General features: G+C 71.1%; 22 protein-coding genes and 1 pseudogene. 17 read left to right on the top strand and 6 right to left on the bottom strand.

The features are described from left to right. Nucleotides 1-2 precede the first annotated feature (2 nt). The 5 genes from ACZ470_RS18000 to ACZ470_RS17980 all read left to right on the top strand — a co-directional run bounded on the left by ACZ470_RS18000 (nt 3) and on the right by ACZ470_RS17980 (nt 6,971). The gene (locus ACZ470_RS18000; protein ID WP_468428249.1) at nt 3-1,418 is read left to right on the top strand and encodes a hypothetical protein; all 1,416 of its coding nucleotides are present in this window, start codon (nt 3-5) and stop codon (nt 1,416-1,418) included. Between the two features lie 27 nt (nt 1,419-1,445). Continuing rightward, on the top strand, nt 1,446-2,927 hold the full coding sequence (locus ACZ470_RS17995; RefSeq protein ID WP_468428248.1) for an acyl-CoA reductase: 1,482 nt from the start codon (nt 1,446-1,448) through the stop codon (nt 2,925-2,927). Further along, a complete protein-coding gene (locus ACZ470_RS17990) occupies nt 2,924-4,192 on the top strand; it encodes a cytochrome P450 (protein ID WP_468428246.1) in 1,269 nt (422 codons plus the stop codon). Before ACZ470_RS17995 ends, ACZ470_RS17990 begins: the two co-directional genes overlap by 4 nt. Continuing rightward, nucleotides 4,189-6,186, top strand: coding sequence for an ABC transporter ATP-binding protein (locus ACZ470_RS17985; RefSeq protein ID WP_468428244.1), 1,998 nt, complete (start codon nt 4,189-4,191; stop codon nt 6,184-6,186). The genes ACZ470_RS17990 and ACZ470_RS17985 overlap by 4 nt, the downstream gene beginning before the upstream one ends. 146 nt (nt 6,187-6,332) lie before the next feature. Beyond that, nucleotides 6,333-6,971 (top strand): DUF1707 SHOCT-like domain-containing protein, encoded by a 639-nt coding sequence (locus ACZ470_RS17980; RefSeq protein WP_468428242.1) that lies wholly within the window; start codon nt 6,333-6,335, stop codon nt 6,969-6,971. A 28-nt stretch (nt 6,972-6,999) separates the two neighbouring features. On the opposite strand, the gene ACZ470_RS17975 is transcribed toward ACZ470_RS17980, so the two are convergent. Next, the gene (locus ACZ470_RS17975) at nt 7,000-7,407 is read right to left on the bottom strand and encodes a MerR family transcriptional regulator (RefSeq protein WP_468428240.1); all 408 of its coding nucleotides are present in this window, start codon (nt 7,405-7,407) and stop codon (nt 7,000-7,002) included. Between the two features lie 49 nt (nt 7,408-7,456). Between ACZ470_RS17975 and ACZ470_RS17970 the strand changes: the two genes are divergently transcribed. Together ACZ470_RS17970 and ACZ470_RS17965 are read left to right on the top strand one after the other, a co-directional pair. After that, a complete protein-coding gene (locus tag ACZ470_RS17970) occupies nt 7,457-8,341 on the top strand; it encodes an NAD(P)-dependent oxidoreductase (RefSeq protein WP_468428238.1) in 885 nt (294 codons plus the stop codon). Nucleotides 8,342-8,437: 96 nt separating this feature from the next. After that, nucleotides 8,438-8,956: pseudogene (locus tag ACZ470_RS17965) on the top strand (FAD-dependent oxidoreductase); the annotation flags it as partial. A 32-nt stretch (nt 8,957-8,988) separates the two neighbouring features. On the opposite strand, the gene ACZ470_RS17960 reads toward ACZ470_RS17965, so the two are convergent. After that, a complete protein-coding gene (locus ACZ470_RS17960) occupies nt 8,989-9,840 on the bottom strand; it encodes an alpha/beta fold hydrolase (protein WP_468428236.1) in 852 nt (283 codons plus the stop codon). Between the two features lie 163 nt (nt 9,841-10,003). Between ACZ470_RS17960 and ACZ470_RS17955 the strand changes: the two genes are divergently transcribed. Beyond that, nucleotides 10,004-10,792, top strand: a complete 789-nt coding sequence (locus ACZ470_RS17955) for a helix-turn-helix domain-containing protein (protein WP_468428646.1) — start codon at nt 10,004-10,006, stop codon at nt 10,790-10,792. A gap of 54 nt (nt 10,793-10,846) precedes the next feature. On the opposite strand, the gene ACZ470_RS17950 is transcribed toward ACZ470_RS17955, so the two are convergent. After that, nucleotides 10,847-11,875, bottom strand: coding sequence for a saccharopine dehydrogenase family protein (locus tag ACZ470_RS17950; protein ID WP_468428235.1), 1,029 nt, complete (start codon nt 11,873-11,875; stop codon nt 10,847-10,849). A 109-nt stretch (nt 11,876-11,984) separates the two neighbouring features. On the opposite strand from ACZ470_RS17950, the gene ACZ470_RS17945 reads away from it, so the two are divergent. From ACZ470_RS17945 to ACZ470_RS17935, 3 genes are all read left to right on the top strand, one after another. Further along, nucleotides 11,985-12,965 (top strand): helix-turn-helix domain-containing protein, encoded by a 981-nt coding sequence (locus ACZ470_RS17945; protein ID WP_468428233.1) that lies wholly within the window; start codon nt 11,985-11,987, stop codon nt 12,963-12,965. A gap of 140 nt (nt 12,966-13,105) precedes the next feature. Next, a complete protein-coding gene (locus ACZ470_RS17940) occupies nt 13,106-14,566 on the top strand; it encodes a glucose/sorbosone family PQQ-dependent dehydrogenase (RefSeq protein WP_468428232.1) in 1,461 nt (486 codons plus the stop codon). Between the two features lie 92 nt (nt 14,567-14,658). Beyond that, nucleotides 14,659-15,432 (top strand): methyltransferase domain-containing protein, encoded by a 774-nt coding sequence (locus tag ACZ470_RS17935; protein ID WP_468428230.1) that lies wholly within the window; start codon nt 14,659-14,661, stop codon nt 15,430-15,432. Here the strand turns inward: ACZ470_RS17935 and ACZ470_RS17930 are convergent. Then, nucleotides 15,410-16,450 carry a protein kinase family protein gene (locus ACZ470_RS17930; protein ID WP_468428229.1) on the bottom strand — a complete coding sequence of 347 codons (1,041 nt, stop codon included), beginning with the start codon at nt 16,448-16,450 and terminating at the stop codon, nt 15,410-15,412. The two genes, ACZ470_RS17935 and ACZ470_RS17930, sit on opposite strands and share 23 nt — an antisense overlap. Nucleotides 16,451-16,694: 244 nt before the next feature. Between ACZ470_RS17930 and ACZ470_RS17925 the strand changes: the two genes are divergently transcribed. From ACZ470_RS17925 to ACZ470_RS17905, 5 genes are all read left to right on the top strand, one after another. Next, complete coding sequence (locus tag ACZ470_RS17925; RefSeq protein WP_468428227.1) at nt 16,695-18,101, top strand: amino acid permease; 1,407 nt, start codon at nt 16,695-16,697, stop codon at nt 18,099-18,101. Nucleotides 18,102-18,310: 209 nt separating this feature from the next. After that, nucleotides 18,311-18,925, top strand: coding sequence for an ABC transporter ATP-binding protein (locus ACZ470_RS17920; protein WP_468428644.1), 615 nt, complete (start codon nt 18,311-18,313; stop codon nt 18,923-18,925). After that, on the top strand, nt 18,922-19,695 hold the full coding sequence (locus tag ACZ470_RS17915) for a hypothetical protein (protein ID WP_468428226.1): 774 nt from the start codon (nt 18,922-18,924) through the stop codon (nt 19,693-19,695). The genes ACZ470_RS17920 and ACZ470_RS17915 overlap by 4 nt, the downstream gene beginning before the upstream one ends. 88 nt (nt 19,696-19,783) lie before the next feature. Beyond that, nucleotides 19,784-20,341, top strand: coding sequence for a pyridoxamine 5'-phosphate oxidase family protein (locus ACZ470_RS17910; protein ID WP_468428224.1), 558 nt, complete (start codon nt 19,784-19,786; stop codon nt 20,339-20,341). Between the two features lie 146 nt (nt 20,342-20,487). Then, entirely contained in the window at nt 20,488-21,111 is a 624-nt protein-coding gene (locus tag ACZ470_RS17905; protein WP_468428223.1) for a hypothetical protein, read from the top strand. Nucleotides 21,112-21,203: 92 nt separating this feature from the next. On the opposite strand, the gene ACZ470_RS17900 is transcribed toward ACZ470_RS17905, so the two are convergent. After that, nucleotides 21,204-21,545 (bottom strand): VOC family protein, encoded by a 342-nt coding sequence (locus ACZ470_RS17900; RefSeq protein ID WP_468428221.1) that lies wholly within the window; start codon nt 21,543-21,545, stop codon nt 21,204-21,206. Nucleotides 21,546-21,628: 83 nt separating this feature from the next. Between ACZ470_RS17900 and ACZ470_RS17895 the strand changes: the two genes are divergently transcribed. Beyond that, a complete protein-coding gene (locus ACZ470_RS17895) occupies nt 21,629-22,345 on the top strand; it encodes a GNAT family N-acetyltransferase (RefSeq protein ID WP_468428219.1) in 717 nt (238 codons plus the stop codon). On the opposite strand, the gene ACZ470_RS17890 is transcribed toward ACZ470_RS17895, so the two are convergent. Then, entirely contained in the window at nt 22,310-24,670 is a 2,361-nt protein-coding gene (locus ACZ470_RS17890) for an ATP-binding protein (RefSeq protein WP_468428218.1), read from the bottom strand. The genes ACZ470_RS17895 and ACZ470_RS17890 overlap by 36 nt on opposite strands. Nucleotides 24,671-24,737: the final 67 nt, after the last annotated feature.

Below are 24,737 nucleotides of genomic sequence, written 5' to 3'. Positions count from 1 at the left end.
CGATGACCACCACACCTGCGCGCCCCCGGCCCCCTCGCCACCCCGGCGACGACGTGCGGCGGTTCGCCGACGACCCGCTGCGCTGGTTCGGCGGTGACCGCGACGCCATGCACCGGCTGCCCGCGCCCGACCTGACCGCGCTTCAGCTCGCGGCGCTGCGGCTGCGCTTCACCGAACTGGCGGACCGCCTGCCGGTGGTCGGCGCGCTCGCCCGTGAACAGCACCTGGACCACATCGGCACACTCGACGACGCGGCCGTGCTGCTCCTGCCCCACACCGTCTACAAGTCCTACCCGGCCTCACTGCTGTCCCAGGGCCGGTTCGACCAGCTCACCCGCTGGATCTCACAGCTCACCACCGTCGACCTCGGCGGCCTCGACACGGCCGGCTGCGACAGCGTCGACGCCTGGCTGACCCTCGTCGACGACAGCACCCGGCTGCGCCTGGCCCATTCCTCCGGCACCTCGGGCACCATGTCCTTCGTGCCGCACACGGCGGAGCAGTACGCCCTGCTGTACGAGATGGTGCGGCGGGACACCGTGCCACCGGGCACCGACCCGGACGAGCCGGTCCACGTCGTGTGGCCCTCCCACCGCAGTGGCCGCAGCGGCATCGCCCGGCACGCCACGGCCATGTCCGAGCAACTCGCCCGCCACAGCCCCGACCACTTCCACACCCTGGACCCCGGCCACCTCAGTGCCGACCTGATGCTCCTCGCCGCCCGCGTCCAGGCGGCCGGCAAACGCCCGGGCCAGGCCGAGATCCCCCCGGCCCTGCGTGAACAGCGGGACCACTACCTGGCCGCCCGCCGCTCGGCACCCCGGGCCATGCGCCGGTTCACCGCCGACCTCGCCGAACGGCTGCGGGGCGAGCGCATCGTCTCGCTCAGCCTGTGGGAGACCTCCTACCAATGGGCCCGGGCGGGCCTGGACCAGGGCCTCGACAACGTGTTCGCCCCCGACTCCGTCGTCATGCCCGGCGGGGGCACCAAAGGCTCGGTACTGCCACAGGACTGGGCCGCCCAGGTGGCCCGGTTCGCCGGAGTGCCGTCGGTACGGCTGTGCTACGCCATGGTGGAACTGATCATGCTGAGCCTGGTCTGTCCCGCGGGTGCCTACCACGTCGAACCGTGGATCGTCCCGTACGTACTGGACCCGGGCACCGGCGGGCCGCTCCCCCGGCAGGGCACCGTACGCGGCAGGGCGGCCTTCTTCGACCTCACCGCGGACGTCTACTGGGGCGGCTTCGTCACCGGCGACCACGTCGCGGTGTCCTACGATCCCTGCCCGTGCGGCCGCACCACACCTCGGGTGGAACCCGGCATCTCCCGGTTCGAGGACGACGACAAGATCACGTGCGCGGCCACCGCGGACGCTCTCGACGACGCCCTGGACTATCTCGCCGACGCCGCCCTGTGACTCCGCCGACCCGCGAGGAAGCGCCCCATGACCGCGCCCACCCTTCCGCCCGACACCACCACCGAATCCCTGACCGTACCGGCCTATGTGCGGGGAACCACCGTCACCGGCCCGCTCGTCCCCTTCGGGGGCCGTCCCGGGCGCCCCGCCTTCCACGCCCCCGACCCGGCCGCCCTCCTGCCCCGTCTGGTCCTGCGTGACCCGGGCGGCCTGCGGGAACTGCACGGCCTGAGCACCTCCGAGATCATCGACCAACTCGCCGCGCTCGGCCCGCGACTGACGCTTGCGGCCAATCCGCTGCTGCGCGAGGCGCTGCACACCGCCGCCGCCTGGTCCGACATGACCGAACCGGTCCTGCGCGCCGCCTACGAGGGCCTGCCCGAGCTGTTCACCCCTCAGGCACTGCACGACGTGGCGGAACACACCATCGGCACGCGGTTCCTCGACGGATGGGCCCCCGTGCCCGGCCGCGGCGGACGCCGCGCGGAGGTCCGCGCCGTCGGGGCGCGGACGGTCCACGTCATCGCCGGCAACCACCCGATGATCGCCGCGCTCACCGTCATCCGCAACGCGCTCACCCGCTCCGACGCCATCATCAAGACACCGTCGAACGACCCCCTCACAGCGGTCGCGATCGCCCGCACGCTGGCCGACGCCGCGCCCGACCACCCGCTCGCCCGGCACCTGGCGGTGGCCTACTGGAAGGGCGGTGCCGAAGGCTTCGAGCAGGCCCTCTACCAGCCCCGCAACCTGGACAAGATCATCGCCTGGGGCGGCATGGCGGCGATGCGGCACATCACCCGCTACATCCGCCCCGGCCTCGACCTCGTCGCTCTCGACCCCAAATCCAGCGGCACGGTGATCGGCCCCGAGGGCTTCACCCACACCGCGGCCATGGCCCGCACCGCCAGACTGGCCGCCGCCGACGTCGGCGAACTGAACCAGCTGGCCTGCTTCAACGCCCGTGTCGTGCACGTGGTCACCGGCACGCACGCGGCGGGACTGAAACGGGCCGAGGAATGGGCGGAGCTGCTGCACACGGAGATCCAGGCGCTCCCCGCCCACCGCAGCACCCCGGCCCGGCACTTCGACCCCGCCCTGCGCGAACAGCTGCGCGCCCTGCGCGCCACCGGCGGCCCCTGGTACCAGGTGATCGGCGGCAGAGCCGACGAAGGCGCCGTGGTCCTCTCCCGCACCACGGACACCGTGCCCTTCCACACCGCGCTGTCCGGGCGCGTCGCCAACGTGGTCCCGGTCGACGACGCCGAGCAGGCCCTCTCCGCCATGGACACGTCCACCCAGACCCTCGGCGTCTACCCCGACAGCCTCAAGGAACGGCTGCGCGACCTGGCCCCCTTCCACGGCGTGCAGCGCCTGGTGCCGCTCGGACGGGCGACCGACTACCGCCCCGACCTCCCGCAGGACGCGACCGAACCACTGCGGCGGATGGTCCGCTGGATCAGCGACGAAACCCACGACCCCAGCACCGCGCCCGGAGGCCACCCATGACGCGGACCGCACCGGGCGCCCCCGACGCCACGCCCGACCGAGACGCGCCCCGCCGCTCCCACCTGGCCCGTCTGACAGCCGACTTCGACGCCCACGACCCGCAGCTGAGCCCGGACCTCGCCGTGGACGTGCACCGGGCGATCCGCACCTCCACGCCCGTCACCCGCTCCCGGGCCCACGGCGGCACCTGGATCGTCTCCCGCTACCACGACGTCCGCGCCGCGCTGGCCGACCACCGAACGTTCAGCTCCGCCTCCGGCGTCTTCTTCCCCCGTGCCCCCGGCACCCCCCGCTTCGCCCCGCTGGAATACGACCCGCCCGAGCAGACCCACTTCCGCACCGCGATGAAACCGCCCCTCCAGCGTTCCCGGGTCCGCCAACTGCACAGCGCGCTCGCCGACTTGGTCCGCCGGCACATCACGCCGATCACCGAACGCGGCCACGGCGACCTGATCGCCGAGCTGGCGGTGCCGCTGCCGCTGGCCGCCGTGGGACTCGCGGTCGGCTTCACCGAACACGCCCAGCGCAGCATCCGGGAACTCACCAGCAACACCTGGGCCCGCATGGCCACGGACAACGGGCCCGCGGGCTTCTGGCCCGCCTTCACCGAACTGTTCGACCACGAAATCCGCCGGGCGCGCCGGCGGCCCGGCGACGACCACCTCAGCGCCCTCGTGCGCACACCGTTCAACGGGCGGCCCGTAAGGGACGAGGACCTGCACGTCATGCTCGTCGCGTACGCCATCGCCGGCCACGAGACGACCATGAACACCCTGGCCCACCTGCTGTGGCAACTGGGCTCCCGGCCCGAACTCCAGACCGAACTCAGGCGCGATCCCGACCTCGTCCCGGCCGCCGTGGACGAAACACTCCGGCTGTGGACACCCGTCGACCACGGCACCCGTGTCACCACCCGCCCGACCGTCCTCAGCGGCACAGAGATCCCGGCCGGCGCCCGAGTGATCCTGCTGACCGGCGCCGCCAACCGCGACCCGGGTGTGTTCCCCGACCCCGACACCTTCCGCCTCGACCGCGGCACCAACCACCATCTCACCTTCGGCCACGGCATCCACTACTGCCTCGGCGCCCACCTCGCCCGGACCGAACTCACCCACGTACTCCAGGAGTTCACCCGCCACCCCCCATTCACCCTCACCCGACAACCCACCCGCTCCTACGAGAACGGACGACACATCTGCCTCGACCGGCTGCCCGCGCGGTTCGCCTCCCGGGGGGAACCGCCCAGTTGGGGCGGCGACCGATGAAGAGGTTCTTCGGACGCGTGCGGATGGCCGAACCCCAGGTCTCCGACGCCGAACGGGAACTGTTCGGCGGCCCCTTGCGCTACGACATGGGCTGGTCCCAACACGAGCACGCCACTCTCGACCTGACCATGGTGTCCGCGCTGCGTTCCATGCCGGCACTGGTCGGCGCGACACTGCGGATGGCTTGGACCGCCGACCGCCGAGCGCTCGTCGCGGTGGCGGTCAGCGAGCTCGGGCAGGGCATCGCCGCGGCCGTCGGCCTGCTCGCCGTGAACGCCGTCATGCACGCCCTGCTGGGCGGCACCGGCAGTGCGACGGAACGCCTGCACGCCCTGCTGCCCGGTCTGATCGCCGCCGGCGCCGTCGCCGTCGTCAATTCCGCCCTCGCCGCCTGGTCCACCTCCCGGGCCGGGCGCCTGGAACCCGTCGTCGAACGGATCGCGACCACCCAGTACCTGGCCGCCGCCGCCTCGGTCGAACTGGAAGCCATCGACGACCCCGACTTCCGCCGGCTCGTCGACATCGCCCAGTACGGGCCGGCCTCCGCCCGCCGCATGATCGGGGCCTGCGTCGCCGCGCTGAACGGCGTCATCTCGCTGCTCACCACGGCCGGCGTGCTCACGGTGCTGCACCCGGCCCTGCTGCCCATGCTGATCCTGATCGCCGCCCCGCGCGGCTGGGGCGCCATGCGCGTGGCGCAGGAGCGGTACGTGTCGGTGATGAGCTGGATCGAGCACCTCCGGGCCAGCCGTCTCATCGGCAACCTGCTCACCGAGCGCAGCGCCGCCCAGGAGGTGCGCGTCCACGCCGTCGGCGCCTTCCTCCTCGGCCGGTACCGGCGGATGGCCGAGAGCGCCGAGGCGGAGCAGGAGCGGCTGGCCTCCAGCAAGGCCCTCACCGAGTGGGTCGCCGCCGCGCTGTCCGGCCTGGCGATGGCGGCGACGTACGGCGCCATGTTCTGGCTGATCATCGGCGGGCACATGAGTCTGGCCGTCGCCGGAACCGCGGTGATCGCGGTGCGGACCGGTTCGGCGAGTCTGGGCGCGCTGGTGATGAACGTGAACCAGCTGCACGAGGAGTCCCTGTACGTCCGTGACCACGGACGCTTCCTGGAGCAAGCGGCGCGGCGGGCCATCCCGGAGGGCGGCGCACCGGTCCCCGACACGATCGAGGAGATCGTCCTCGATCGCGTCACCTACCGCTACCCCGACCGTGACACCCCCGCTCTGGACCAGGTGACGCTCACGCTGCCCATGGGGTCGGTCACCGCCGTCGTCGGCGAGAACGGCTCGGGCAAAAGCACCCTGATGAAGGTCCTCTCGGGACTGCTGCTACCCCAGGACGGCACGCTGCGGTGGGGCGGCGCGGACGTCCGCGACCTCGACCGGTCCCAGGTCTTCGAACGCGTCTGCCTGCTCACCCAGGACTTCCAGCGCTGGCCGGTGACGGCCGCCATGAACATCCGTATCGGCCGCCCCGAACACGACGCCTCACTTCAGGACCTGCGGTCGTCGGTGGACTACGCCGGCGCCGGCCCCGTCGTCGCCAAACTCCCCGACGGACTGCGGAGCCTGCTGGCCCGCGTGTTCCGCGGCGCGATCGAACTGTCCGGCGGCGAATGGCAGAAGATGGGTCTGGCCCGTACCCACTGGCGCAGCTCGACATCTCGGGCCGACGGCGTCCTCATCGTCGACGAGCCCACCTCCGCCCTAGACCCCGAAGCCGAGATCGAGGCCTTCGACCGCATCCGCCGACTCGCCGCCCCGAACCGGGCCGTCGTCCTCGTCACCCACCGGATGTCGGGCGTCCGCCACGCCGACCGCATCTACGTCCTCAACCAAGGACACCTCACCGAGCACGGAACCCATGACGAACTCATGGCCGCCAAAGGCCGTTACGCCGCGATGTTCGCCGCGCAGGCCGCCCAGTACGCCCCCGCGGGGAGCATCCCGAACCCCGCCTCGCCCACCGTCGTGGATCCCGCGGGACCCTGATCTCGCGCCGACTGGCTTCCAGGGCGCGGTTGTTGTCGCGCCCGAGCCCCGGCATGATGGCACCCGTGTCGCGATATAGCGCTAGTCTTCTCCTCGCGTCGCTGCCCGCGTGGCGCTGAGACATTCGACAGGACCAGGACGGAAGCATGTCGGGAGAGATTTCACCCACCGGGAAGCGCTCCGCGCCCGGCTCGTCGCCCGAGCCGCGAGCCTCTCACGCGGACCGGGACCGGGCGGTGGATGTGCTGCGCATCGCGGCGGGGGACGGTCTGCTGACCGCGGACGAGTTGGACGAGCGCCTGGAAGCCGCCCTGTCGGCGCGGACCCTGAGTGAACTGGCCGTGCTCACCGCGGATCTGCCGGCCGTGTCCACCGCCCGGGACGGTACCCCGGCCGAGGTCAAGGACGTCGTCCGGATCGCGCAGGTGTTCAGTGGCGCGGTCGAGCGGACGGGCCGCTGGGTGCTGCCGCGGCGGCTGGAGCTCGAGGTGACGTGGTGCGACGTGACGCTCGACTTCACCGAGGCCGTGATCACACAGGACACCCTGCGCATCGACGTGGCCATGGCGGGGAAAAGCCTCACGCTGGTCACGAGGCCGGGCATCGAGGTCGATGTCGACGGTCTGACCCTGGTCCACTGCAAGCTCAGACAACGCTCCGCCGGGACACCCTCGGACACCCCGACCATCCTGCGCGTGGAACTGGTCGGCCAGAAGACCCACGGCACGGTGGTGGTGCGGCCGCCGCGTCGGACGTTCGGGCAGTGGCTGCTGCGCAGGTCCTGAGACGTCGATCCTGACCCGCGCCGGGTGCTCAGGCGGGGACAGGCTCGGCGTCGGCATCGTCGAAGGGCGGATAGCTCTCGTAGCCCATGCGCTCGGCCGCGTCGATGTAGTCGGCGAGAGCGGCGCGGGACTGAGCGAGCCGGTCCATCTGTTCGTCCAGTCGCCGCAGCCGTGACCGCATCGCGGTCAGCAACTCGGGGCACCCGAGCAGCTCCGGGGCCTCTCCGACCGCGCAGGGCAGCAGGTACGCGATGTCCTCGGAGGACAGACCGGCACTCAGCAGGTGCCGGATCTGCTTCACCCGCAGCACGGCGCTCTCGTCGTACTCGCGGTATCCGTTCGCGCCGCGGTCCGCCTCCAGCAGTCCCTGAGCCTCGTAGTAGCGCAGCTGATGGGTATGGACGCCCGTACGACGGCTCAGTTCCCCGATCCGCATCGAAACCCCTCTTGACCTTCAGACCGGTATCAACGTTGACGATGCTGCCATGAACAACGAAACCGGAACACCCGTGACAGTCATCGGACTTGGGCTGATGGGCCAGGCCCTCGCCGGCGCGTTCCTGAAGGCCGGACACCCCACCACCGTGTGGAACCGTACGCCTTCCAAGGCCGACCGGTTGGTGGCCGAGGGCGCACGGCCGGCGCCGACGGTCGGCGACGCGCTGAAGGCGGGGTCCCTGACCATCATCTGCGTCACCGACTACCAGGCCGTGCGGGAACTGTTCGACGAGGGCGACGTCGAACTGGACGGCACGATGCTGATCAACCTGACCTCGGGCTCATCGGCCCAGGCCCGGGAAGCCGCCCGATGGGCCGAGCAGCGCGGCGCCCGGTACCTGGACGGCGCCATCATGGCCGTCCCGCCGGCCATCGGTACCGCCGAGGCGGTGCTCCTGCACAGCGGTCAGCAGGCGGACTTCGAGGCGCACAAGTCAGCCCTCGACGCGCTGGGCACCGTCACCTACCTCGGTGCGGACCACGGGCTGGCGTCCCTGTACGACGTGGCCGGCCTGGCCATGATGTGGAGCGTCCTGAACGCCTGGCTCCAGGGCACCGCCCTGCTCCGGACGGCCGGCGTGGACGCCGCCACGTATGCGCCGTTCGCGCGGCGGATCGCGACCGGTGTGGCCGAATGGCTGCCCGGGTACGCGGCGCAGATCGACAGCGGCTCCTTCCCCGCCGAGGTGTCGGCCCTGGAGACCGACGCGCGGGCGATGGAGCACCTGATCGAGGAGAGTGAGGCGGTGGGGATCAACGCCGAACTGCCGAAGCTGTTCAAGGCGATGGCCGACCGCTCGATCGCCGCCGGCCACGGCAGGGAGCAGTATCCCGTGCTGATCGAGGAGTTCGGCACACCGCGCGCAGACTGACCGATTCCTGTCCGTCCCAGCTCCACCCGAGCCCCGTGAGGTGACCTGCCCCACCCGCGCTGTCCCAGAGTCGCGAACTCGTGGGACGCACTCAAGGTGGGCGGGTCCGACGACGCGATCGTCGCCTACCAGGACGTCCTCGCCGCCGGCGTCCGGCTGGTGGTCGACACCGTGACCCGGATCGACGCGGCCGGACGCGGCGTGACACTGGCGGCCGGCGGCACGCTCGACTACGACTACCTGATCTACGCCGTGGGCAGCGGCAGCGCCGAGCCGAGTGTGCCGGGGGCGGCCGAATTCGCCTATCCGCTCTCCACGTTGGAGGAGGCCCGGCGGCTGCGGTCGGCCCTCGACGACACGCCCGCGCCAGCCCGGGTGACGGTGGTCGGCGCCGGTCCCACCGGCATCGAGACCGCCGCCGAGCTCGCGGAGGCCGGCCGCACGGTGACCCTGGTCTGCGGCGGCGTGCTCGGCCCGTACCTGCACTCACGGGGCCGGCGCTCGGTGGCGAAGCGGCCGGCCCGGCTCGGTGTGACGGTCGTCGACGGCTCCGACGCGAAGGTGACGGCCGTGACCCGCGACGCCGTGCGGCTCGCGAACGGCCGGCGTCTCCGCGACCCCGCTCACCCTGCACTGAACTCCGCCGGTCACCGTCGCGTGGTGTGGCTCTCGGTGAAGGCCAGGAGAAGTGCGGCGGTCCGCTGCGGTTCCTCCAGAATGGGGGTGTGTCCGGCGCCGGGCAGCATCTCGACCCTCGCGCCGGGAACGACGCGGTAGTCGGCCGCGGACGAGGGCCGCCATCTGCGGTCCTGGTCGCCGAAGATCACCAGTAGTGGCCTGTCGAGTGCCGTCAGCCGAGCCGGGAGTGCCCGCTGGTTCAGATAGGCGGTGGACGCCCGCATCGCCGCCGCGATCGCGTGAGGGGTCATGGCGCGGAGTTCGTCGACGAGTTCTTGCGGGACCTGGAAGCCCGCGCGGAATCCGGTGCTCGCGAACTGGCGGATCAGCTCGTCGGACGGTGGCCACCGCGCGGGGTCGATCGCGGTGGTGTCCGGGGCGATGAAGGCGTCCATGCCGGGGCCGGTGTTGATGAGTACGAGCGCGGTCACCAGGTCGGGCCGTTGCTCGGCGAGAGCGGTGGCGGCATAGCCGCCGCTGGAATGGCCGACGGCCGTGACGTGCTCGACGCCGAGCCGGTCCAGTGCCGTGCCGAGCGTGCGTGCCTGGGCGGAGGTTTCGTAGCCGCGGCCGACCGGTTCGGCCGAGCGGCCGTGCCCGGGCAGGTCGATCCGGATGACGCGATGGGAGGTGGTCAGCAGCGGAACCAGCGCGTCCCACGAACGGCTCGAGGTGGCGGATCCGTGGATGAGGAGCAGCGCGGGGGCGTCTCGAGGACCGTCCTGGCGAACGTAGATGTCGCCGTGCTCCAAGGGGAGGATCGATTCATCGGTGGCGTCGGCGTCTCCGCTCATGAGCGGGTGCCTGTCGGGAGGAGTCATGGGCCCACTGTCGCCTCCCGCGGACGCCCACGGCTTGGACAAATGTTCCCTCTCCTGGCCCCCGTAGCATGGGGTGATGGGGTCCACCACGAGTGAACGTGACGATCCCGCTGTGTGGGACGTCGCACGTCCGCAGCGGCCCAGCCGGGTGGCTGGTGTGAACATGGCCGGTTTCCGGGTCCCGGGCCCGCTCGCCGGCGGCCTGCGGGTGGTCCCGCACCCGGCCGTGATGCTGGTCCTGGAGTTCGGGGCGAGCGCGCCCGTCGTGGACGACGGCGCCGGGCGGCGGCAGCGGGGAAGTCTCGTCGCCGGGCCCGGGTTCGGCTCCGGAGGCGGGGTCCGGGCGTGGGGTGAGAGCGCCGAGTGCGTGCAGGTGCGCCTGTCTCCAGTGATCGCGGGCACGGTTCTGGGCGTCTCTCCGGCCGATCTGTCCGGTGCCATGGTCTCCCTCGACGACCTGTGGGGCCGGGAGGCGTCACGCATGCGTGAGCGACTGGCCGAGCTCCCCTCGTGGGAGGACCGCTTCGCGTTCACGGACCTGATGCTCGCCCGCCGATGCGAGCCGCGGTCGCGGGTGGATCCGGCGGTGGCGTGGGCCTGGAACCGGATCCTCGCCTCCAGGGGCCTCGTCCGGGTCGACCACCTGGGGGCCGAACTCGGATGGAGCCGCAAGCGTCTGTGGTCCCGGTTCCAGTCGCACATCGGCATGCCGCCCAAACGCGCCGCGAAGCTGGTCCGCTTCGACCACGCGGTGCACCGCGTGGTCGCGGGTGAACGCGCGGCGCGCGTCGCGGCGGACGGCGGCTACTGCGACCAGTCCCATCTGCATCGGGACATCGTGGCGTTCACCGGGGCGACGCCGACGACCGTGGTGGGCGAGCCCTTTCTGACGGTGGACGACCGTGCGTGGCCGACCGGGGGAACACCCGACCAGGCTCACGCTCGGGGCTGACCGCCTGGCCCGCACCTCCGGTGAGTACGGCAACCCCCGTGAGTGGCCTGCTCGCTACGGGCGCGGTTCCAGGGCGATGTGCGGGGCCAGCGCGCGGAGGAAGTCGGGCGCGTCGAAGATCTCGCCGGCGGAGGCGACCCCGGTCGTCCTGGTCCGTCCCGTGAGGATGCGGTCGAGCGCTTCCACCGCGAGCGGCGCGGTGACGGCGTAGATGTCCCGGCCCCTGGCCACGGCACGCCGTTCACGGGTGCCGGAACGCACGACCGCGTCGACGAGAAAGGTCTGCCCGGACCGTCCGCGCTCGTCGGCCGCGGCCGGTGCCGGCGTGTCCGGGGCGGCGATGTCCCGGGCCGCCTCGACCGCCATGTAGGTGCGCACTTCGGGGATGGAGAGGTGGCTGGGAACGGTGACGACGTCAGCCATGGTGAACTCTCCGATGACGTCCCGGGGGCCCATCGGGGCGGGGAAGGGCCATTCCAGGGTGGGCAGGTCGTCCTGGTGGTACTCCAGCCGTCCGTTCCGGTAGCGGACGCTCCGGCCGTCCCGCCGCTGCCGGGAGACCGCGCCCGCGGCACGCGTCCCGGCGGTGGGGTGCCAACCGCTCAGCCCGTAGGCGATGTGCGCCTCGTCGGCCGCCGTCCAGTCGCCCATCGCGGTGGTGATCAGCAGGTCACCGAGGCCGCCGTAGAAGGCCATCGCGGGAACGACCACCGCTCCGGCCTCTCGTGCCCGGTCGGTGAAGTGCGCGAAGGTGTCGGCGTTGGCCTCGATCTCGGCAGCCACGTCCACGTACGGGATCCCGGCCCGCAGGGCCGCCTCGATCACCGGGGCGGCCGTCGTGGCGAAGGGCCCGGCGCAGTTGATCACGGCCGCCGCGCCGGTCAGCGTCCGGTCGAGCGCGGCCGGGTCGTCGACCGACGCCGGGTGGGCCTCCAATCCGGTTTCGTACGCCAGTGCCTTCAGCTTGTCGGCGTCGCGACCGGAGAGCACCGGGAGGAACCCGCGCTCCCGCAGCTCCGCCACCACGAACCGGCCGGTGTGTCCGTATGCGCCGTACACCGCGACCCTGGGCCCCGTCGTCATGGATGCTTCCCTCGCTCGAATGATCCGTTCGGCTCCGTCGCGACCATCCTGGCGGCGGCGACGGGCGCGCACGAGTGTCGGGAACGACATGACCCGTACACTTCCAGACATGGACACTGTCGCGCTGGCCGTCACCGACGGGATGCTCCACTTCGAACTGGCCCTGGCATTCGAGGTCTTCGGCTCCGCCCCGGACGGCGTGACGGGTGGTCCCTGGTACTCCCTCGTCGTATGCGGGCCGGGTCCGGTGCGGGCCGGCCGGTTCGTGATCGAGCCCGATCACGGACTCGACCGGCTCCCCCATGCCGACACCGTGATCGTCCCGGGCTGGGCCGACATCGACGAGGCCCCGCCCGCCGACCTGGTCGACGCGGTGCGCGCGGCCCACGAGGCGGGCGCACGCGTGGTCTCCCTGTGCACGGGCGCCTTCGTGCTGGCCTCCGCCGGCCTGCTGGACGGCCGGCGTGCGACCACGCACTGGGCGCACACCCGGGCCCTGGCCGACCGCCATCCGAAGGTCGACGTGGACCCGGACGTTCTCTACGTGGACAACGGCAGCGTGCTCACCTCCGCCGGCAAGGCCGCCGCCATGGACCTGTGCCTGCACCTCATTCGCCTCGACCGGGGCTCGGCGACCGCCAACGCGGTGGCCCGCCGCCTCGTCGTGCCGCCCCACCGGGACGGCGGGCAGGCCCAGTTCGTCACCGCCCCGATGCCTGCCCCGGACCATCACCCCCTCGCCGAACTGCTCCCCTGGGTGCTCGAACGGCTCGATCAGCCGCTGACGGTGGAAGACCTGGCCCGCAGGGCGCGGATGAGCTCGCGCCACCTGGGCCGCCACTTCAGGGCCGCGACCGGCACCACCCCGTTGCGGTGGCTGCTCACCCAACGGATCCGGCGCGCCCAGGAGTTGCTGGAGACCACCGACGACAGCGTCGACGCCGTCGCGGCGGCCACCGGCATGGGCACCGCCACGACGCTGCGCAGGCACTTCAACCGCACGGTCGGCCTGCCCCCGGACACCTATCGCCGCACGTTCCGCACGCGGGAACCACTCCTCGACGACAGCCGGCGGCACCACCGCCCCTGAGCGGCCGGGCCGGAAGTGCGGCGGGGTCGAAGGCATCGGCGGGCTCGTCGGGTCCGTCACCCGCCTGGCGGATACGCGCGGCGACGTGGCGGACACGTCAGGTGATGCTGACCGGAGGGGGAACCCGAGAAGGAGCACTCATGGGTCGAATACGCATCGCGCTGGCCGCCGTCCCGGCGGCTCTGGTTCTCGGCATCACGCAGGCAGGCGTCTTCCCGGCAACCGCCGGCGGCCCCACCGGCGGCGACGTCTCCGGCACCGGCACCGACAGCGCTTCCCTGGACGGCTTCACCAAGCGGGTTGTCACCACCGGCCTCGACAATCCCTACGAGATCGTCTGGGGCCCCGACGGCTTCCTGTGGGCGACCGAGAAGAGCGGAAAGAAGATCACCCGCGTCAATCCGCGGACCGGCGCCAAGAGCACCGCACTCGACCTGACCGAGAAGGCCTGGCACACCGAGGGCGGCCAGGACGGCGTGCTGGGCCTCGCCCTCCACCCCGACCTGCTGAAGAAGAAGGGACGCGACTACGTCTACGTCTCCTACACGTACGACTCGAACCCCTCGGAAGCCGAGGTCGACCAGCGGCTGCGCATCGACCGCTACACCTACGACAGCAGGACCGGCACCCTGGGCAAGCCGAAGAACCTGATCGCCGGCCTCGCCTCCGGCACCGACCACCAGAGCGCCCGGCTGCGCTTCGGCCCCGACGGCAAGCTCTACTACACGATCGGCGACCAGGGCGCCAACCAGCTCCAGCACTACTGCGAGCCCAACCGCGCACAGGTGCTGCCCACCGAGGAGCAGATCAAGGCCAAGGACTGGATCGCCTACCGCGGCAAGACGCTGCGGCTGAACGCGGAGGACGGCTCGATCCCCGCCGACAACCCCGTCCTCGACGGCGTCCGCAGCCACGTGTGGGCCTACGGCTTCCGCAACGCCCAGGGCCTGGACTTCGGCACCGACGGCACGCTCTACAACAGCGACCAGGGACCCAAGACCGACGACGAGGTCAACGTCCTGACGAAGGGCGCCAACTACGGCTGGCCCTACGTGGCCGGCTACCGCGACGACAAGGCCTACGCCTACCACCAGTGGTCCGCGTCCGCCCCCACCCCGTGCGCCGACCTCACCTACAGCGACCTCGAGGTTCCCGAGTCCGTGCCCCAGCAGAAGGAGACCGACTGGAGGGGCACCTTCACCCCGCCCATTCGCACCTTCGGCACGGTCGGCAGCGACCACAACTTCGCCGATCCCAAGTGCGGTGAACTCGTCTTCATCTGCTGGCCGTCCCTGGCCAACTCCAGCGTCACGTACTACCCGGAGACGGGCGGCATCCCCCAGTTCCGTGACTCGCTGCTCATGACGACCCTCAAGGACGGCTCGGTCTACCGGCTCAAGCTGACCGACGACAAGAAGAGGGTCGCCGAGAGCACCAAGCTGTGGACGGCGCAGAACCGCTACCGCGACATCGCGCTCAGCCCCGACGGCAAGTCCGTCTACGTCGCCACCGACGCCGAAGGACTCGTACGCGACCCCAACGGCGCCCCCACGACCACGCTCCAGAACCCCGGAAGCATCCTCGTCTTCCAGCTGAGGTGACAAGCACGCCGCCCGGGCCCCACGACCCGGGCGGCGAACACCGTCCCCGGATGACCGGTCCCCGAGCGGATCAACCTGCTTGGATGGCGGGTATGTCGACGTCACTTGGTGTCACCCGACCGGACCAGGCTGCCTACATGCTGCGCGCCGCCGCGGACGGCGCCGGCCGCACGTACAAGCAGCAGCTGGTGGATCTGCTGGACATCGCTCCCGGCCAGACGGTGCTGGATGCGGGATGCGGACCGGGGACGGATCTCTTGGCGCTCGCGGAGCGGGTTGGCGAGACGGGCGCTGTGATCGGCGTCGACCGGGACCCTGCGATGCTGGCGAAGGCCCGGGAGCGCACCCGTGGACGGCCCGTGGTGGAGATCCGGGAGGGTGACGTCCACGCTCTGCCCGTCGCTGCGGGTTCGGTTGATCGGGCCAAGATCGACCGGGTCCTCATGCATGTCGCCGAGCCTGCCGGAGCACTCGCGCAACTGCATCACGTCACCCGGCCGGGAGCAGTGATCGGTCTCGTCGAGCCGGACTGGGACACGCTGGTTGTCGACGCCGAAGATCTCGAGACCAGCAGGGCATTCACCCGCTACACCACGGACAGGGCCGTCCGTCATGCCACCATCGGGCGCAGTCTCGCCCGCCTCGCCGACCGAGCCGGCTTCCTCGTCCGGACCGTGGACACGACCACGCCGGTGTTCCGGGACTTCCAGGACGCCGACCACATGCTGGGACTGGGCCGCAACATGCAGCGGGCCATCGATGAGAACTACGTCGACCAGGAGCGGGGCCGCCGCTGGTTCGCCGGCCTCTCCGCAGGCCAGTTCTACGCGTCCTTCGCCCTCGTCACGGTGATCTGTACGCGATAGGGAAGGGAGTCATCCGACTCTCCTGCCGGAATCGGCTGTAGAAGTCCCCCATCACCGCGGCGACCGGCGCGTAACGGACGAGGATCGCCGCGACCGCCGGCGGGATCTCTCCCGGGATCACCCCTTGGGCGCAGGTACGCACGAACGCTTGGCGTTCTTCCGGTTCGTGCCCGTACAGAGCGACGGCCAGCCAGTTCACCAGGTGCGTGACGGTGTAGCACTGGTCGTAGGCGCGGTGCCGGTCGAAGAAGTCGGCCTCGTCCTGTGCGAGTTCGAAGCGGGAGGAGATCGCCAGGCCGTAGTCGGCGAAGAAGAGCCGCCGGCCGTCGGTCAGGATGTTCTCGAAGTGGGCGTCGAAGTGCAGCAGTCCGCGAGCGTTCATGAACGAGACGCCGGCTTTCAGTTCGTCGTCCACCATGGCGCAGGCCCGCTCAACCACCTGGTCACCGTCGCCGGTCCGGGCGCCCAACCAGTCGTGCAGGTTCTGGGGGACGTACTCCAGGAACAGCGTGAGACTGGCCGAGGACCGCTGGAGGGCCTCGATCCGGCCGCGCACCTCCGCTCCGCCTCCCCAGTAGGCGACAGCGCGTTCCACATCGGCCAGTTCCTCGGGAAGTGGCCGGCCACCATCGGGGAGCACCCGCCAGTGGTACATCAGGGGGAAACCCTCGTAGTCCCCGGCGATCACCCAGTTCGTCGTCATGGAGTGCACGGCCAGCTCCCGCCAGGCTCCGAACCCCGGGCCGCCGATGCTGCCGACGCCGTAGTGGCAGAAGTCCGGCAGGTCGAAAAGATTGGCCGTGGAGTGGACGTTCTCCGGCCGTCGCTCCGGATCGGTCAGGCGTATCTGCTTGACGAAGACCGGGGTCCCGTCGACGTCCAGCAGTACTGTCTTCCCGCCGATGCCGGAACCGATCGGTGTCGCGGCCTCCACGCGTTCGCGCAGTTGGCGATCACCGCACAGCGCCAGTGACGTGGACACGGCACCGTGGGCGGCCAGGCGGGCACCGCGGGTCATGTCAGGGCTCTTCACCTATGCCTCCGGCCGCCACCCTCTCACGGCGACGGAGCCGAGAACGCCCAGGCCCGCATCGCCGCCGAACGATTCCCGGTTCCGGGCCCGCGACAGCGCACCTTTTACGGTGCGGGACGGGTCAGGGCAGGACAAAAGCGTCTGATTTGGAGCGGCCCCGGGCCATGCCCGACCATGGGCGCCGTCCCGGCGATCCCGGGCAGCAGTTCGAAGAGAGGCGCACCACCCCATGCACGTCACCGGAACCGTCCCCCCACCGGCTCCGGCCCCGCAGGAGACCCCCGCGGCCCCCGCCGACACCACCACCGGTCACCCCGGCCGGCACGCCCGCCGCTTCGGGCTGCCCGTCGCCACCGCCCTGGTCATGGGCAACATCATCGGCGGCGGCATCTTCCTGCTCCCGGCCTCCGTCGCCCCGTACGGCACGATCAGCCTGCTCGCCTTCGGTGTCCTGACCGTCGGCGCCATCGCCCTCGCCCTGGTCTTCGGCCGGCTCGCCGAACGGGACCCGCGCACCGGCGGCCCGTACGTCTACGCCCGTGAGGCCTTCGGCGACTTCGCCGGCTTCCTCGCCGCCTGGGCGTACTGGATCACCACCTGGGTGTCCAACGCGGCCCTCGCCGTCGCCGCCGTCGGCTACCTCGACGTCCTGATCCCGGTGAACGACCACCGCTGGACCGCCTGCCTCGCCGCCCTCGTCCTGCAGTGGCTGCCCGCGCTCGCCAACTTCGCCGGCACCCGGTACGTCGGCGCCGTACAGCTGGTGTCCACCGTGCTGAAGTTCGCGCCGCTGCTGCTCGTCGCCGTCGGCGGGCTGTTCTTCTTCGACCCGGACAACCTCGGCCCCTTCCACGCCGGAGACGGCAGCGCGATCGGCGCGGTGTCCGCCTCGGCCGCCATCCTGCTCTTCTCCTACCTCGGCGTGGAGTCCGCCGCCGTCAGCGCGGGCGAGGTCAAGGATCCTCGGCGGACCGTGGGACGCGCCACCGTCATCGGCACCGCGGGCGCGGCCCTCGTCTACCTGCTGGGCACACTCTCCGTCTTCGGCACGGTCGCCCACGACAGGCTGGTCGACTCCAGCGCGCCCTTCTCGGACGCCGTCAACGCCATGTTCGGCGGCGCCTGGGGCGGCTGGGCCGTGGCGCTCGCCGCGCTCGTGTCGATGACCGGCTGCCTCAACGGCTGGACGCTGCTCAGCGCGCAGACCCCGTACGCGGCGGCGAAGGACGGGCTGTTCCCCGCCGCGTTCGCGCGCAGGCGGCGCGGGGTGCCCACGGTCGGCGTCGGCGTCACCGTCGTCCTCGCCTCACTGCTGACCGTCTACAACTACACCTCCGGCTCGGCGAAGGTGTTCGAGATCCTGGTCCTCGTCACCACGTTCACCGCGACCGTGCCGTACCTGCTGGCCACCGCCGCACAGCTCTTCCACCTCCTCTCCGGGCACCGCGACCGCGTCGACCGCGCACGGCTGGTACGCGACGCCGTGATCGCCTCGGTCGCGGCCGGGTTCTCGCTGTGGCTGGTCGCGGGCGCCGGATACGCGGCCGTCTACCAGGGCGTGCTGTTCCTGCTCGCGGGCGTGCTGGTCTACGCGGTGATGGCGGCCCGCAAGCAGCGAACGAAGGCACCGGCCTGACGTGTCTCAACAGGCCCGTGCGTCGTTGGCTGGTCGGAACCTGCACCCCACCGCCCTCGAGGAGCCCTCGTGGCCAGTTCGAGCCCGCTGCCCGTCGCCCCTGACGAGGGCCGGCCGCCCCTCCGGTGTCCGTGTGCCGTAGGCGCGCACGTCGTCCGAGCCGTCGGCCACGCCGGCGCCCGGCCCCGGACGTGAGGCAGCGACCGGCGGTGGTGCTGCGCGTCGAGGCGGTCCACAAGGGCTTCGGGTCCCGGCAGGTTCTGCGCGGGGTCAGCTTCGAGGCACGGGCGGGTCAGCTGGTGGGCATCGTCGGGGAGAACGGCGCCGGGAAGACCACCCTGCTGCGCGTCCTCAGCGGCGACCTGCGCCCCGACGACGGACGCGTCGACCTGGTGGGCACGCGGGGCTACTGCCCGCAGCACCCGGTACTGGACGAGGAGCTGACCGTGCGCCAGCATCTGCGGCTCTTCCAGGTCGCCTACCGCCTCCCGAGCCCCGGCCGCGCGCTCCGGCTGATCGACGCCCTCTCCGCGACCGGCTATCTGGACGCACCGGTGAAGGTCCTCAGCGGCGGCACCCTTCAGAAGCTGAACCTGGTCCTCGCCCTGATGCACGACCCGGACGTCGTGCTGCTCGACGAGCCGTACCAGGGCTTCGACTGGGAAACCTACCTGCGGTTCTGGGACCTCGCCCAGGAGCTGAAAGGACGCGGCCGCACCGTGATCATCGTCTCCCACCTCGCCCACGACACCGAACGCCTGGATGTCCTCCACCAGCTGCGCGACGGCCTCCTCGGGCCCTCACCCTCGGCGGACACCGCATGAGCGCCTATCTGGTGGCTTGCCGCTACGCCCTGCTGGCCATCGCGAAGAACCGGCTGGCCACCGTCCTCCTGATCGTCTTCATCCCGATGTGGATCACCGTGGCGAAAACCCTCACCACGCCGAAGACGTTTCCCTTCCGGCTGCGCGCCACCGGAACCTGGCTGCGCGCCGGAGGGGACGAGATCACGATGATCAGCGGCTCCCTGAACGCCGTGTCCCTCCTGGTGGGCTTCCTGATGTTCAGCGCCGCACGCCGCACCAGGGCCTTCGACCGTCGCCTCACCGCGGCCGGCTACCCCCGGACCGCCCTCATCGGCGCCAAGCTCACCACGCTCCTGGTCGCCTCCGTGCTGGTCAGCACCTACGCCACCGCATGGATGCTGCTGTTCTGGACTCCCCTCCAGCCCTTCCTCCTCGGCATCGCGGTGCTGACGGTCTGCCTGGTCTACGGGGCCATGGGCATGTGCCTGGCCCTCTTCCTGCACGGCGAGGTCGAAGGACTGGTCACGATCATCATGACCAGCATCATCGACCTGGCGCCGCAGAATCCCGTCGCCAGCACCACCGCCGACAAGGCCCTGGTCGAGCTGCTGCCGAGCTACGGCTCCCTCCAGACGAGCCTGGCCGCGGGCTTCACCCGGAACGCCACCTTGAGTCCGCTGATCCACAGCGCGGTCTGGCTGACCGTCATGACCGCCACCGCTCTCGCGGCCTTCGCCTTCCGCACCCGCACCCACCAGCCGCCCGCGCGCCCCCGCCATCACGGGTGATCGGGCGGGCAGGGGACACGAACGGGTGCGGTGAGGGTTTCGGCCCGGACCGCCGGTGGTTAGGAGGGGGTGAGAAAGGAGATCCGTCATGCCGACACAGGGATCCGAGAACCAACCCACGGCCGAGCTCGACGCCCGCTACAGCTCCGCGCTCAATCCCCGCCCGGGTGCCGCGGAGGTCACCGCCACCGAGTGGGCCGAGGCCCGACGGCAGCTGGAGACCGCGGAGATCTTCTGGGTGTCCACGGTGCGGCCCGACGGGCGGCTGCACGTCACACCCGTGATCGCCGCCTGGCACGGCGGTGCGGCGTACTTCTCCACCGGCCGGGGTGAACAGAAGGCGAGGAACCTCGCTCATGATGCCCACTGCGCCCTGACCACCGGCGGGAACTCGCTCACCGAAGGGCTCGACCTGGTGGTCGAGGGCAGGGCGGAGCCGGTCACGGATCCGGCACTGCTGGAGGAGGTGATCGCCGCGTTCGAGGCGAAGTACGGGCCGCACATCACCTCGCCCGAAGGCACCTTCCACGGGATCGGGGACGCGTTCCGGAAGGGGGACGACGTGGTGTACGCGGTGGCCCCGATCACGGCGTACGGCTTCGGGCGGGACAACGGGGTCTTCAGCCATACCCGGTGGGTGTTCTGAGCGGCCGTCGGGACTGCGGAAGTCCACGGATCCTTCTGCCCGGGGCGGGAACCGTCCGGCCGGCACCACTCGTCACTGATCACTGATCACCACCTGCCGCACGAAGCGGCGGGAGACACCGGGCGAAGGAATATCGGGGGGATGTCATGAAGAGAACGTCTGCGGCGAGAGCGGGCCTGACGGCCGTGGCGGTGCTGGCGATGCTGACGGTCAGCGGCTGCCGGGAGGACGAAGCGGGGCTTCCCATCGCATCCCCGAGCGGGCAGGCCTCCGAACCCGCCTCGCCGACGCCCACGGCGGAGCGGAGCGGTCCGCGCACCCTGGTGGACGCTCCCACAGCGGGCGGCCTGGACAAGCTGACGGGGGACGGAGCCCTGACGGACATCCCTGTCGACCCGGGCGAGATGCGGGACGGCATGACACTGGTCACCGGCAACTACGGGGACCCGGGCGGGCAGGGCAAGCCGGTGCTGTTCGAAGGCGTCGATCATGTGCCCGAGGACACCAACGAGCGTCGTGAGCACCTGTTCCGGGGCATGCTCGAGTACATCCAGTGGGACCCGGAGCTGGGCAACCCCCAGGCTCAGCCGGTGGAGCCGGGACCGCTCGGCGGCTCGGTGGAGTGCCTGCTCGCCTCGCTGAGCGAGGACGGCAACGTCATCTGCGGCTGGGCCGACGAGGGCACGGCGGCCGTCGCGCTCTTCGAGGACAGCACGCTCGCCGAGGCGGGGAAGCTCTTCGTCGAGATGCGCGGCGACCTGGAGCGCTGACCTGCCGCCGAACGAGAACGACGTCACGGGCCGGGGCGGGAGGCGGCGGCTGCCGCTTCCCGCCCCCGGTGGCCATCAGGAAGCCGGTCGGGTCACAGCGGAGCGCCGCCGAAGCCGATCTCGTTTCCGTCCGGGTCGTGGTACAGGGCCTTGCGCACGCCGTTCGGATAGGTCTCGCGCCGCGTGGGCTCCAGTCCCCGATCGGCGATGAGGGCGACGTGAGCGTCGAAGTCGTCGACGAAGATGGTGTGCAGGGCGTGGCCGGCGTGCTCGGGCCGCTGTTCGACGGCGATGGACCGGTGTTCCGCGAGTTCCCATACGGCCTCAGTGTCGCTCGCGACGAACGTCGGCGGGGAGCCGAGCAGTTGTTCGTACCAGGCCAGCGCCGCCGCGTAGTCGTTGACTGGGATGCCTGCGAAGAGGTCGACGGCCATGCCGCCATGGTAGGTGCGGCGTGCTCCGGTCCGGGCGGAAATGGTGATGCACGGGGTGATGGCTCGCTTCTAGGGTTGCCTCCATGCCGACGCCCGCTACGCCGCTGTCCGCGTATCCCCCGTTGAACGTGCAGGTGCACACGCCTCGGCTGTCCCTGCTGGGAGCGACCGACGAGCTCCTGGAACGCCTGGTACCGACGGTGCGCAAGGGGGTGGCCACGGGCCCTCCCTGGCCGTTCGACGATCCGATGTCCCTGTACGAGGACAGCCCGGAACGCGAGTGGCGCTGGCTGCGGGGGATATGGTCCGGCCGGGGCCGGGTCAGTGCCGACTCCTGGCGTCTCTACTTCGTCGTGGTCGTCGACGGGGTGCCGGTGGGCATGCAGGATCTGATCGGCGTCGACTTCGACAGGTTCGGAACGGTCACCACCTTCTCCTGGCTCAGCCCCGATCTACGCGGCGCCGGGTTCGGGAAGGAGATGCGCCGAGCGGTGCTGCATCTGGCCTTCGAGGGGCTGGGGGCCAGTGAGGCGAGCAGTGACGCGTTCGTCGACAATCACGCGTCGAACCGGGTGTCCGAGGCTCTGGGATACGCGCCGAACGGTGTCTCCTGGGACAGCCGGCGGGGCGAGCGGGCGCAGATCAGATGCTGGCGGCTGACCCGTGAGGAGTGGGCCGAGCGGCGGCGGGACGACATCGAACTCGTCGCTGTCGCCGAGTGTCTGCCGGTCCTCGGGATCGACCCGCCACCGCAGGAATGGACACTAAGGGTTGTTCGGAGCGAGAGCGGCGGGAGGTGAATCGTCCGCGGGGCGTCCGGGAGAGCCGGCGGGCGCGGCGTGCAGGACGGCGGCGATCTGGCCGCGCCGCGAGACCGCCAGTTTGTCGAGGATGTGCTCGACATGGGAATCGGCGGTGCGTTTGGAGATGACGAGCTGCTCGGCGATCTCGCGATTGGACATCCCCTTGGTGATGAGCTCGGCGACCTCGCGCTCGCGCTTGGTCAGTGTGTCCACGCCGGTGGCAGCGCCGGGCCCGGCCGGCTGTTCGGGTGTGGGCTCCTCGGCGTCCTCGGCGGCGAGGGCGACCGCCAGGTCCTCGTCGAGTTCCGCCCCCTGGCGGAAGAGCTCACTGAACCGCGCCTGGCCGAGCTGGCCGCTGACCTGCCCCATGATCTGCTCGTGCGTCTGGGCCAGGCTGGGCCGGGACCACATCAGGACGACGTCTCCGGCGCGGAAGTAGGCGTCGGCCGCGCCCAGCAGCCAGGCCGCCCGCACCGGCCGGTTGGTGGCCGCGGCTTCCCAGGCGAGGATCTCCAGGCACGTGGCGATGCCGTCCGCCTCGTCCTGGCCGGCTTTGAGGCGGATGGCCCGCCGGATGACGGGGCCGCATTCGGCGTGCCTGCCCTCCACCCACAGGGCGAGTCCGATGAACTCCTGGATGAAGGAGCGGTAGAAGGACTCTCCGGTGGAGCCGAACGCTTCCTGGTAGGCACGCTCGGCGGCCAGCGCCCGCCGGGAGTCTCCCGTGAAGCCGGCGATCATCGCGTCGTGCATGTGGACGAAGCCGATCCCGAGTTCATAGCCGCTGGACAGCAGCAGCTCGCGGGCTTCGGCGTAGTGGGCGTCGGCCGTGACGTCCTGTCCGGCCAGCATGTGACCGAGGCCGACGACTTGCAGGGCATAGCCGCGGAGCCGGTCGTCACCGAGCCCGTTCGCCAGGTCGAGCGACTGCTGGTTCGCCTCCTCACCGACCGTGCGGTCACCTTGTACGAAGGAGAAGTGGGCGTAGTGGGCCAGGGCTTCGGCGCGTTCCGGCACCGGGTCGGTGACCAGTTCCAGGCCGCGCTCCAGCCACAGCCGGGCCTCGCTGAAGCGGGAGGTGCACAGCCAGTACGGGACGAGACCGAGTGTCAGTCGCAGCGCGTCGACCGGAGCGGCGTGACCGCGGTCGTGGGAGCGTTCCAGTGCCGTACGCACATTCGCCCAGTCGCGGGCCAGCGCGCGCACCAGGTCCACTTGGCGGTCGGTGTAGGCGGCGCGGTGGAAGTGGGCGGCCAGGTCGGTGTAGTGGGCGAGGTGGCGGTCGCGGGTGGTGTCCTCCTCGTCGATGCGTTCCAGCCACTCCGCGCCGTATTCCCGCATCGTGTCCAGCAGCCGGTATCGGGTTCCCGAGCCGGAGGGGTCGTCCACGCGCAGCACGATCGACTTGTCGACCAGGCTGATCAAGTGCTCGACGACCTCCTCCTCGTAGATGTCGCCGCCCGCGGTCACCCGCTCCGCGGCGGTCAGGTCGAAGGTGCCGGCGAAGACCGACAGCCTTGACCACACCAACCGCTCCTCCGGGGAGCAGAGTTCGTGACTCCAGCCGATGGTGGTGCGTAACGTCTGATGGCGGGGCAGTGCCGTGCGGCGGCCACCGGTCAGGACGCGGAATCGGTCCTCCAGGCGGGCGGCGAGCTGCTCCAGCGGGATCGCGCGCAGTCGCACGGTCGCGAGCTCGATGGCGAGCGGAATGCCGTCGAGCCGACGACAGAGCGCCCGGACGTCGTCGCGGTTGTCGTCGGTGACCTGGAATCCGGGGACGACGGCCGCGGCACGCTGGGCGAACAGCTCGGCGGCGTCCCCGGACTCGACGTTCAGGGGCGGGACGGCGACGGTGTGCTCACCGGGGACGTCCAGCGGCTGACGGCTCGTCGCGAGCAGCCGTACGTCGGGGGTCTCCCGCAGGACCAGGTCGGCGAGCAGCGCGCAGGAATCCACCAGATGCTCGCAGGTGTCCAGCACCAGCAGCATGCGGCGGCCGCGAAGGTGGGCCACGACGGCGTCGAGTGGATCGCCGGACCCGAGGTCGCGGATGCCGAGCAGGTCCGCCAGGGTCTGCGGGAGCAGGTCACCCTGGTGCAGTCCGGAAAGCTCCGCCAGGCAGACACCGTCGGGGTACTCGGCGGCGAGGTCACTGGCGACCCGTAGGGCGATCCGGCTCTTGCCGACCCCTCCAGGGCCGGTGAGGGTGACCAGCCGGGCATCATTCAACAGGCGTCGCACATGACCCAGTTCGGCGCTGCGGCCGACGAACGATGTCACTGCGCTCGGCAGTCCGCACCGGGTCTGGGTGTACCCCATGGCCATGCCTCACCTTCACATTCCTCATTCGGCGCGTGTTCTGAGCTACGCGGTGCGGTGGATCATC

It is taken from the genome of Streptomyces sp. NPDC031111 (assembly GCF_055570675.1).
This window is presented reverse-complemented; position numbering and strand designations above follow the sequence as displayed.

Coding starts and splice junctions, on each gene's coding strand:
- ACZ470_RS17950 (WP_468428235.1), bottom strand. CDS start 11,875: ATGACGACGGGGCCCAGGGTCGCGGTGTACGGCGCATACGGACACACC.
- ACZ470_RS17990 (WP_468428246.1), top strand. CDS start 2,924: ATGACGCGGACCGCACCGGGCGCCCCCGACGCCACGCCCGACCGAGAC.
- ACZ470_RS17970 (WP_468428238.1), top strand. CDS start 7,457: ATGAACAACGAAACCGGAACACCCGTGACAGTCATCGGACTTGGGCTG.
- ACZ470_RS18000 (WP_468428249.1), top strand. CDS start 3: ATGACCACCACACCTGCGCGCCCCCGGCCCCCTCGCCACCCCGGCGAC.
- ACZ470_RS17945 (WP_468428233.1), top strand. CDS start 11,985: ATGGACACTGTCGCGCTGGCCGTCACCGACGGGATGCTCCACTTCGAA.
- ACZ470_RS17940 (WP_468428232.1), top strand. CDS start 13,106: ATGGGTCGAATACGCATCGCGCTGGCCGCCGTCCCGGCGGCTCTGGTT.
- ACZ470_RS17890 (WP_468428218.1), bottom strand. CDS start 24,670: ATGGGGTACACCCAGACCCGGTGCGGACTGCCGAGCGCAGTGACATCG.
- ACZ470_RS17935 (WP_468428230.1), top strand. CDS start 14,659: ATGTCGACGTCACTTGGTGTCACCCGACCGGACCAGGCTGCCTACATG.
- ACZ470_RS17915 (WP_468428226.1), top strand. CDS start 18,922: ATGAGCGCCTATCTGGTGGCTTGCCGCTACGCCCTGCTGGCCATCGCG.
- ACZ470_RS17980 (WP_468428242.1), top strand. CDS start 6,333: ATGTCGGGAGAGATTTCACCCACCGGGAAGCGCTCCGCGCCCGGCTCG.
- ACZ470_RS17905 (WP_468428223.1), top strand. CDS start 20,488: ATGAAGAGAACGTCTGCGGCGAGAGCGGGCCTGACGGCCGTGGCGGTG.
- ACZ470_RS17910 (WP_468428224.1), top strand. CDS start 19,784: ATGCCGACACAGGGATCCGAGAACCAACCCACGGCCGAGCTCGACGCC.
- ACZ470_RS17985 (WP_468428244.1), top strand. CDS start 4,189: ATGAAGAGGTTCTTCGGACGCGTGCGGATGGCCGAACCCCAGGTCTCC.
- ACZ470_RS17930 (WP_468428229.1), bottom strand. CDS start 16,450: ATGACCCGCGGTGCCCGCCTGGCCGCCCACGGTGCCGTGTCCACGTCA.
- ACZ470_RS17895 (WP_468428219.1), top strand. CDS start 21,629: ATGCCGACGCCCGCTACGCCGCTGTCCGCGTATCCCCCGTTGAACGTG.
- ACZ470_RS17975 (WP_468428240.1), bottom strand. CDS start 7,407: ATGCGGATCGGGGAACTGAGCCGTCGTACGGGCGTCCATACCCATCAG.
- ACZ470_RS17900 (WP_468428221.1), bottom strand. CDS start 21,545: ATGGCCGTCGACCTCTTCGCAGGCATCCCAGTCAACGACTACGCGGCG.
- ACZ470_RS17960 (WP_468428236.1), bottom strand. CDS start 9,840: ATGACTCCTCCCGACAGGCACCCGCTCATGAGCGGAGACGCCGACGCC.
- ACZ470_RS17955 (WP_468428646.1), top strand. CDS start 10,004: ATGGCCGGTTTCCGGGTCCCGGGCCCGCTCGCCGGCGGCCTGCGGGTG.
- ACZ470_RS17925 (WP_468428227.1), top strand. CDS start 16,695: ATGCACGTCACCGGAACCGTCCCCCCACCGGCTCCGGCCCCGCAGGAG.
- ACZ470_RS17995 (WP_468428248.1), top strand. CDS start 1,446: ATGACCGCGCCCACCCTTCCGCCCGACACCACCACCGAATCCCTGACC.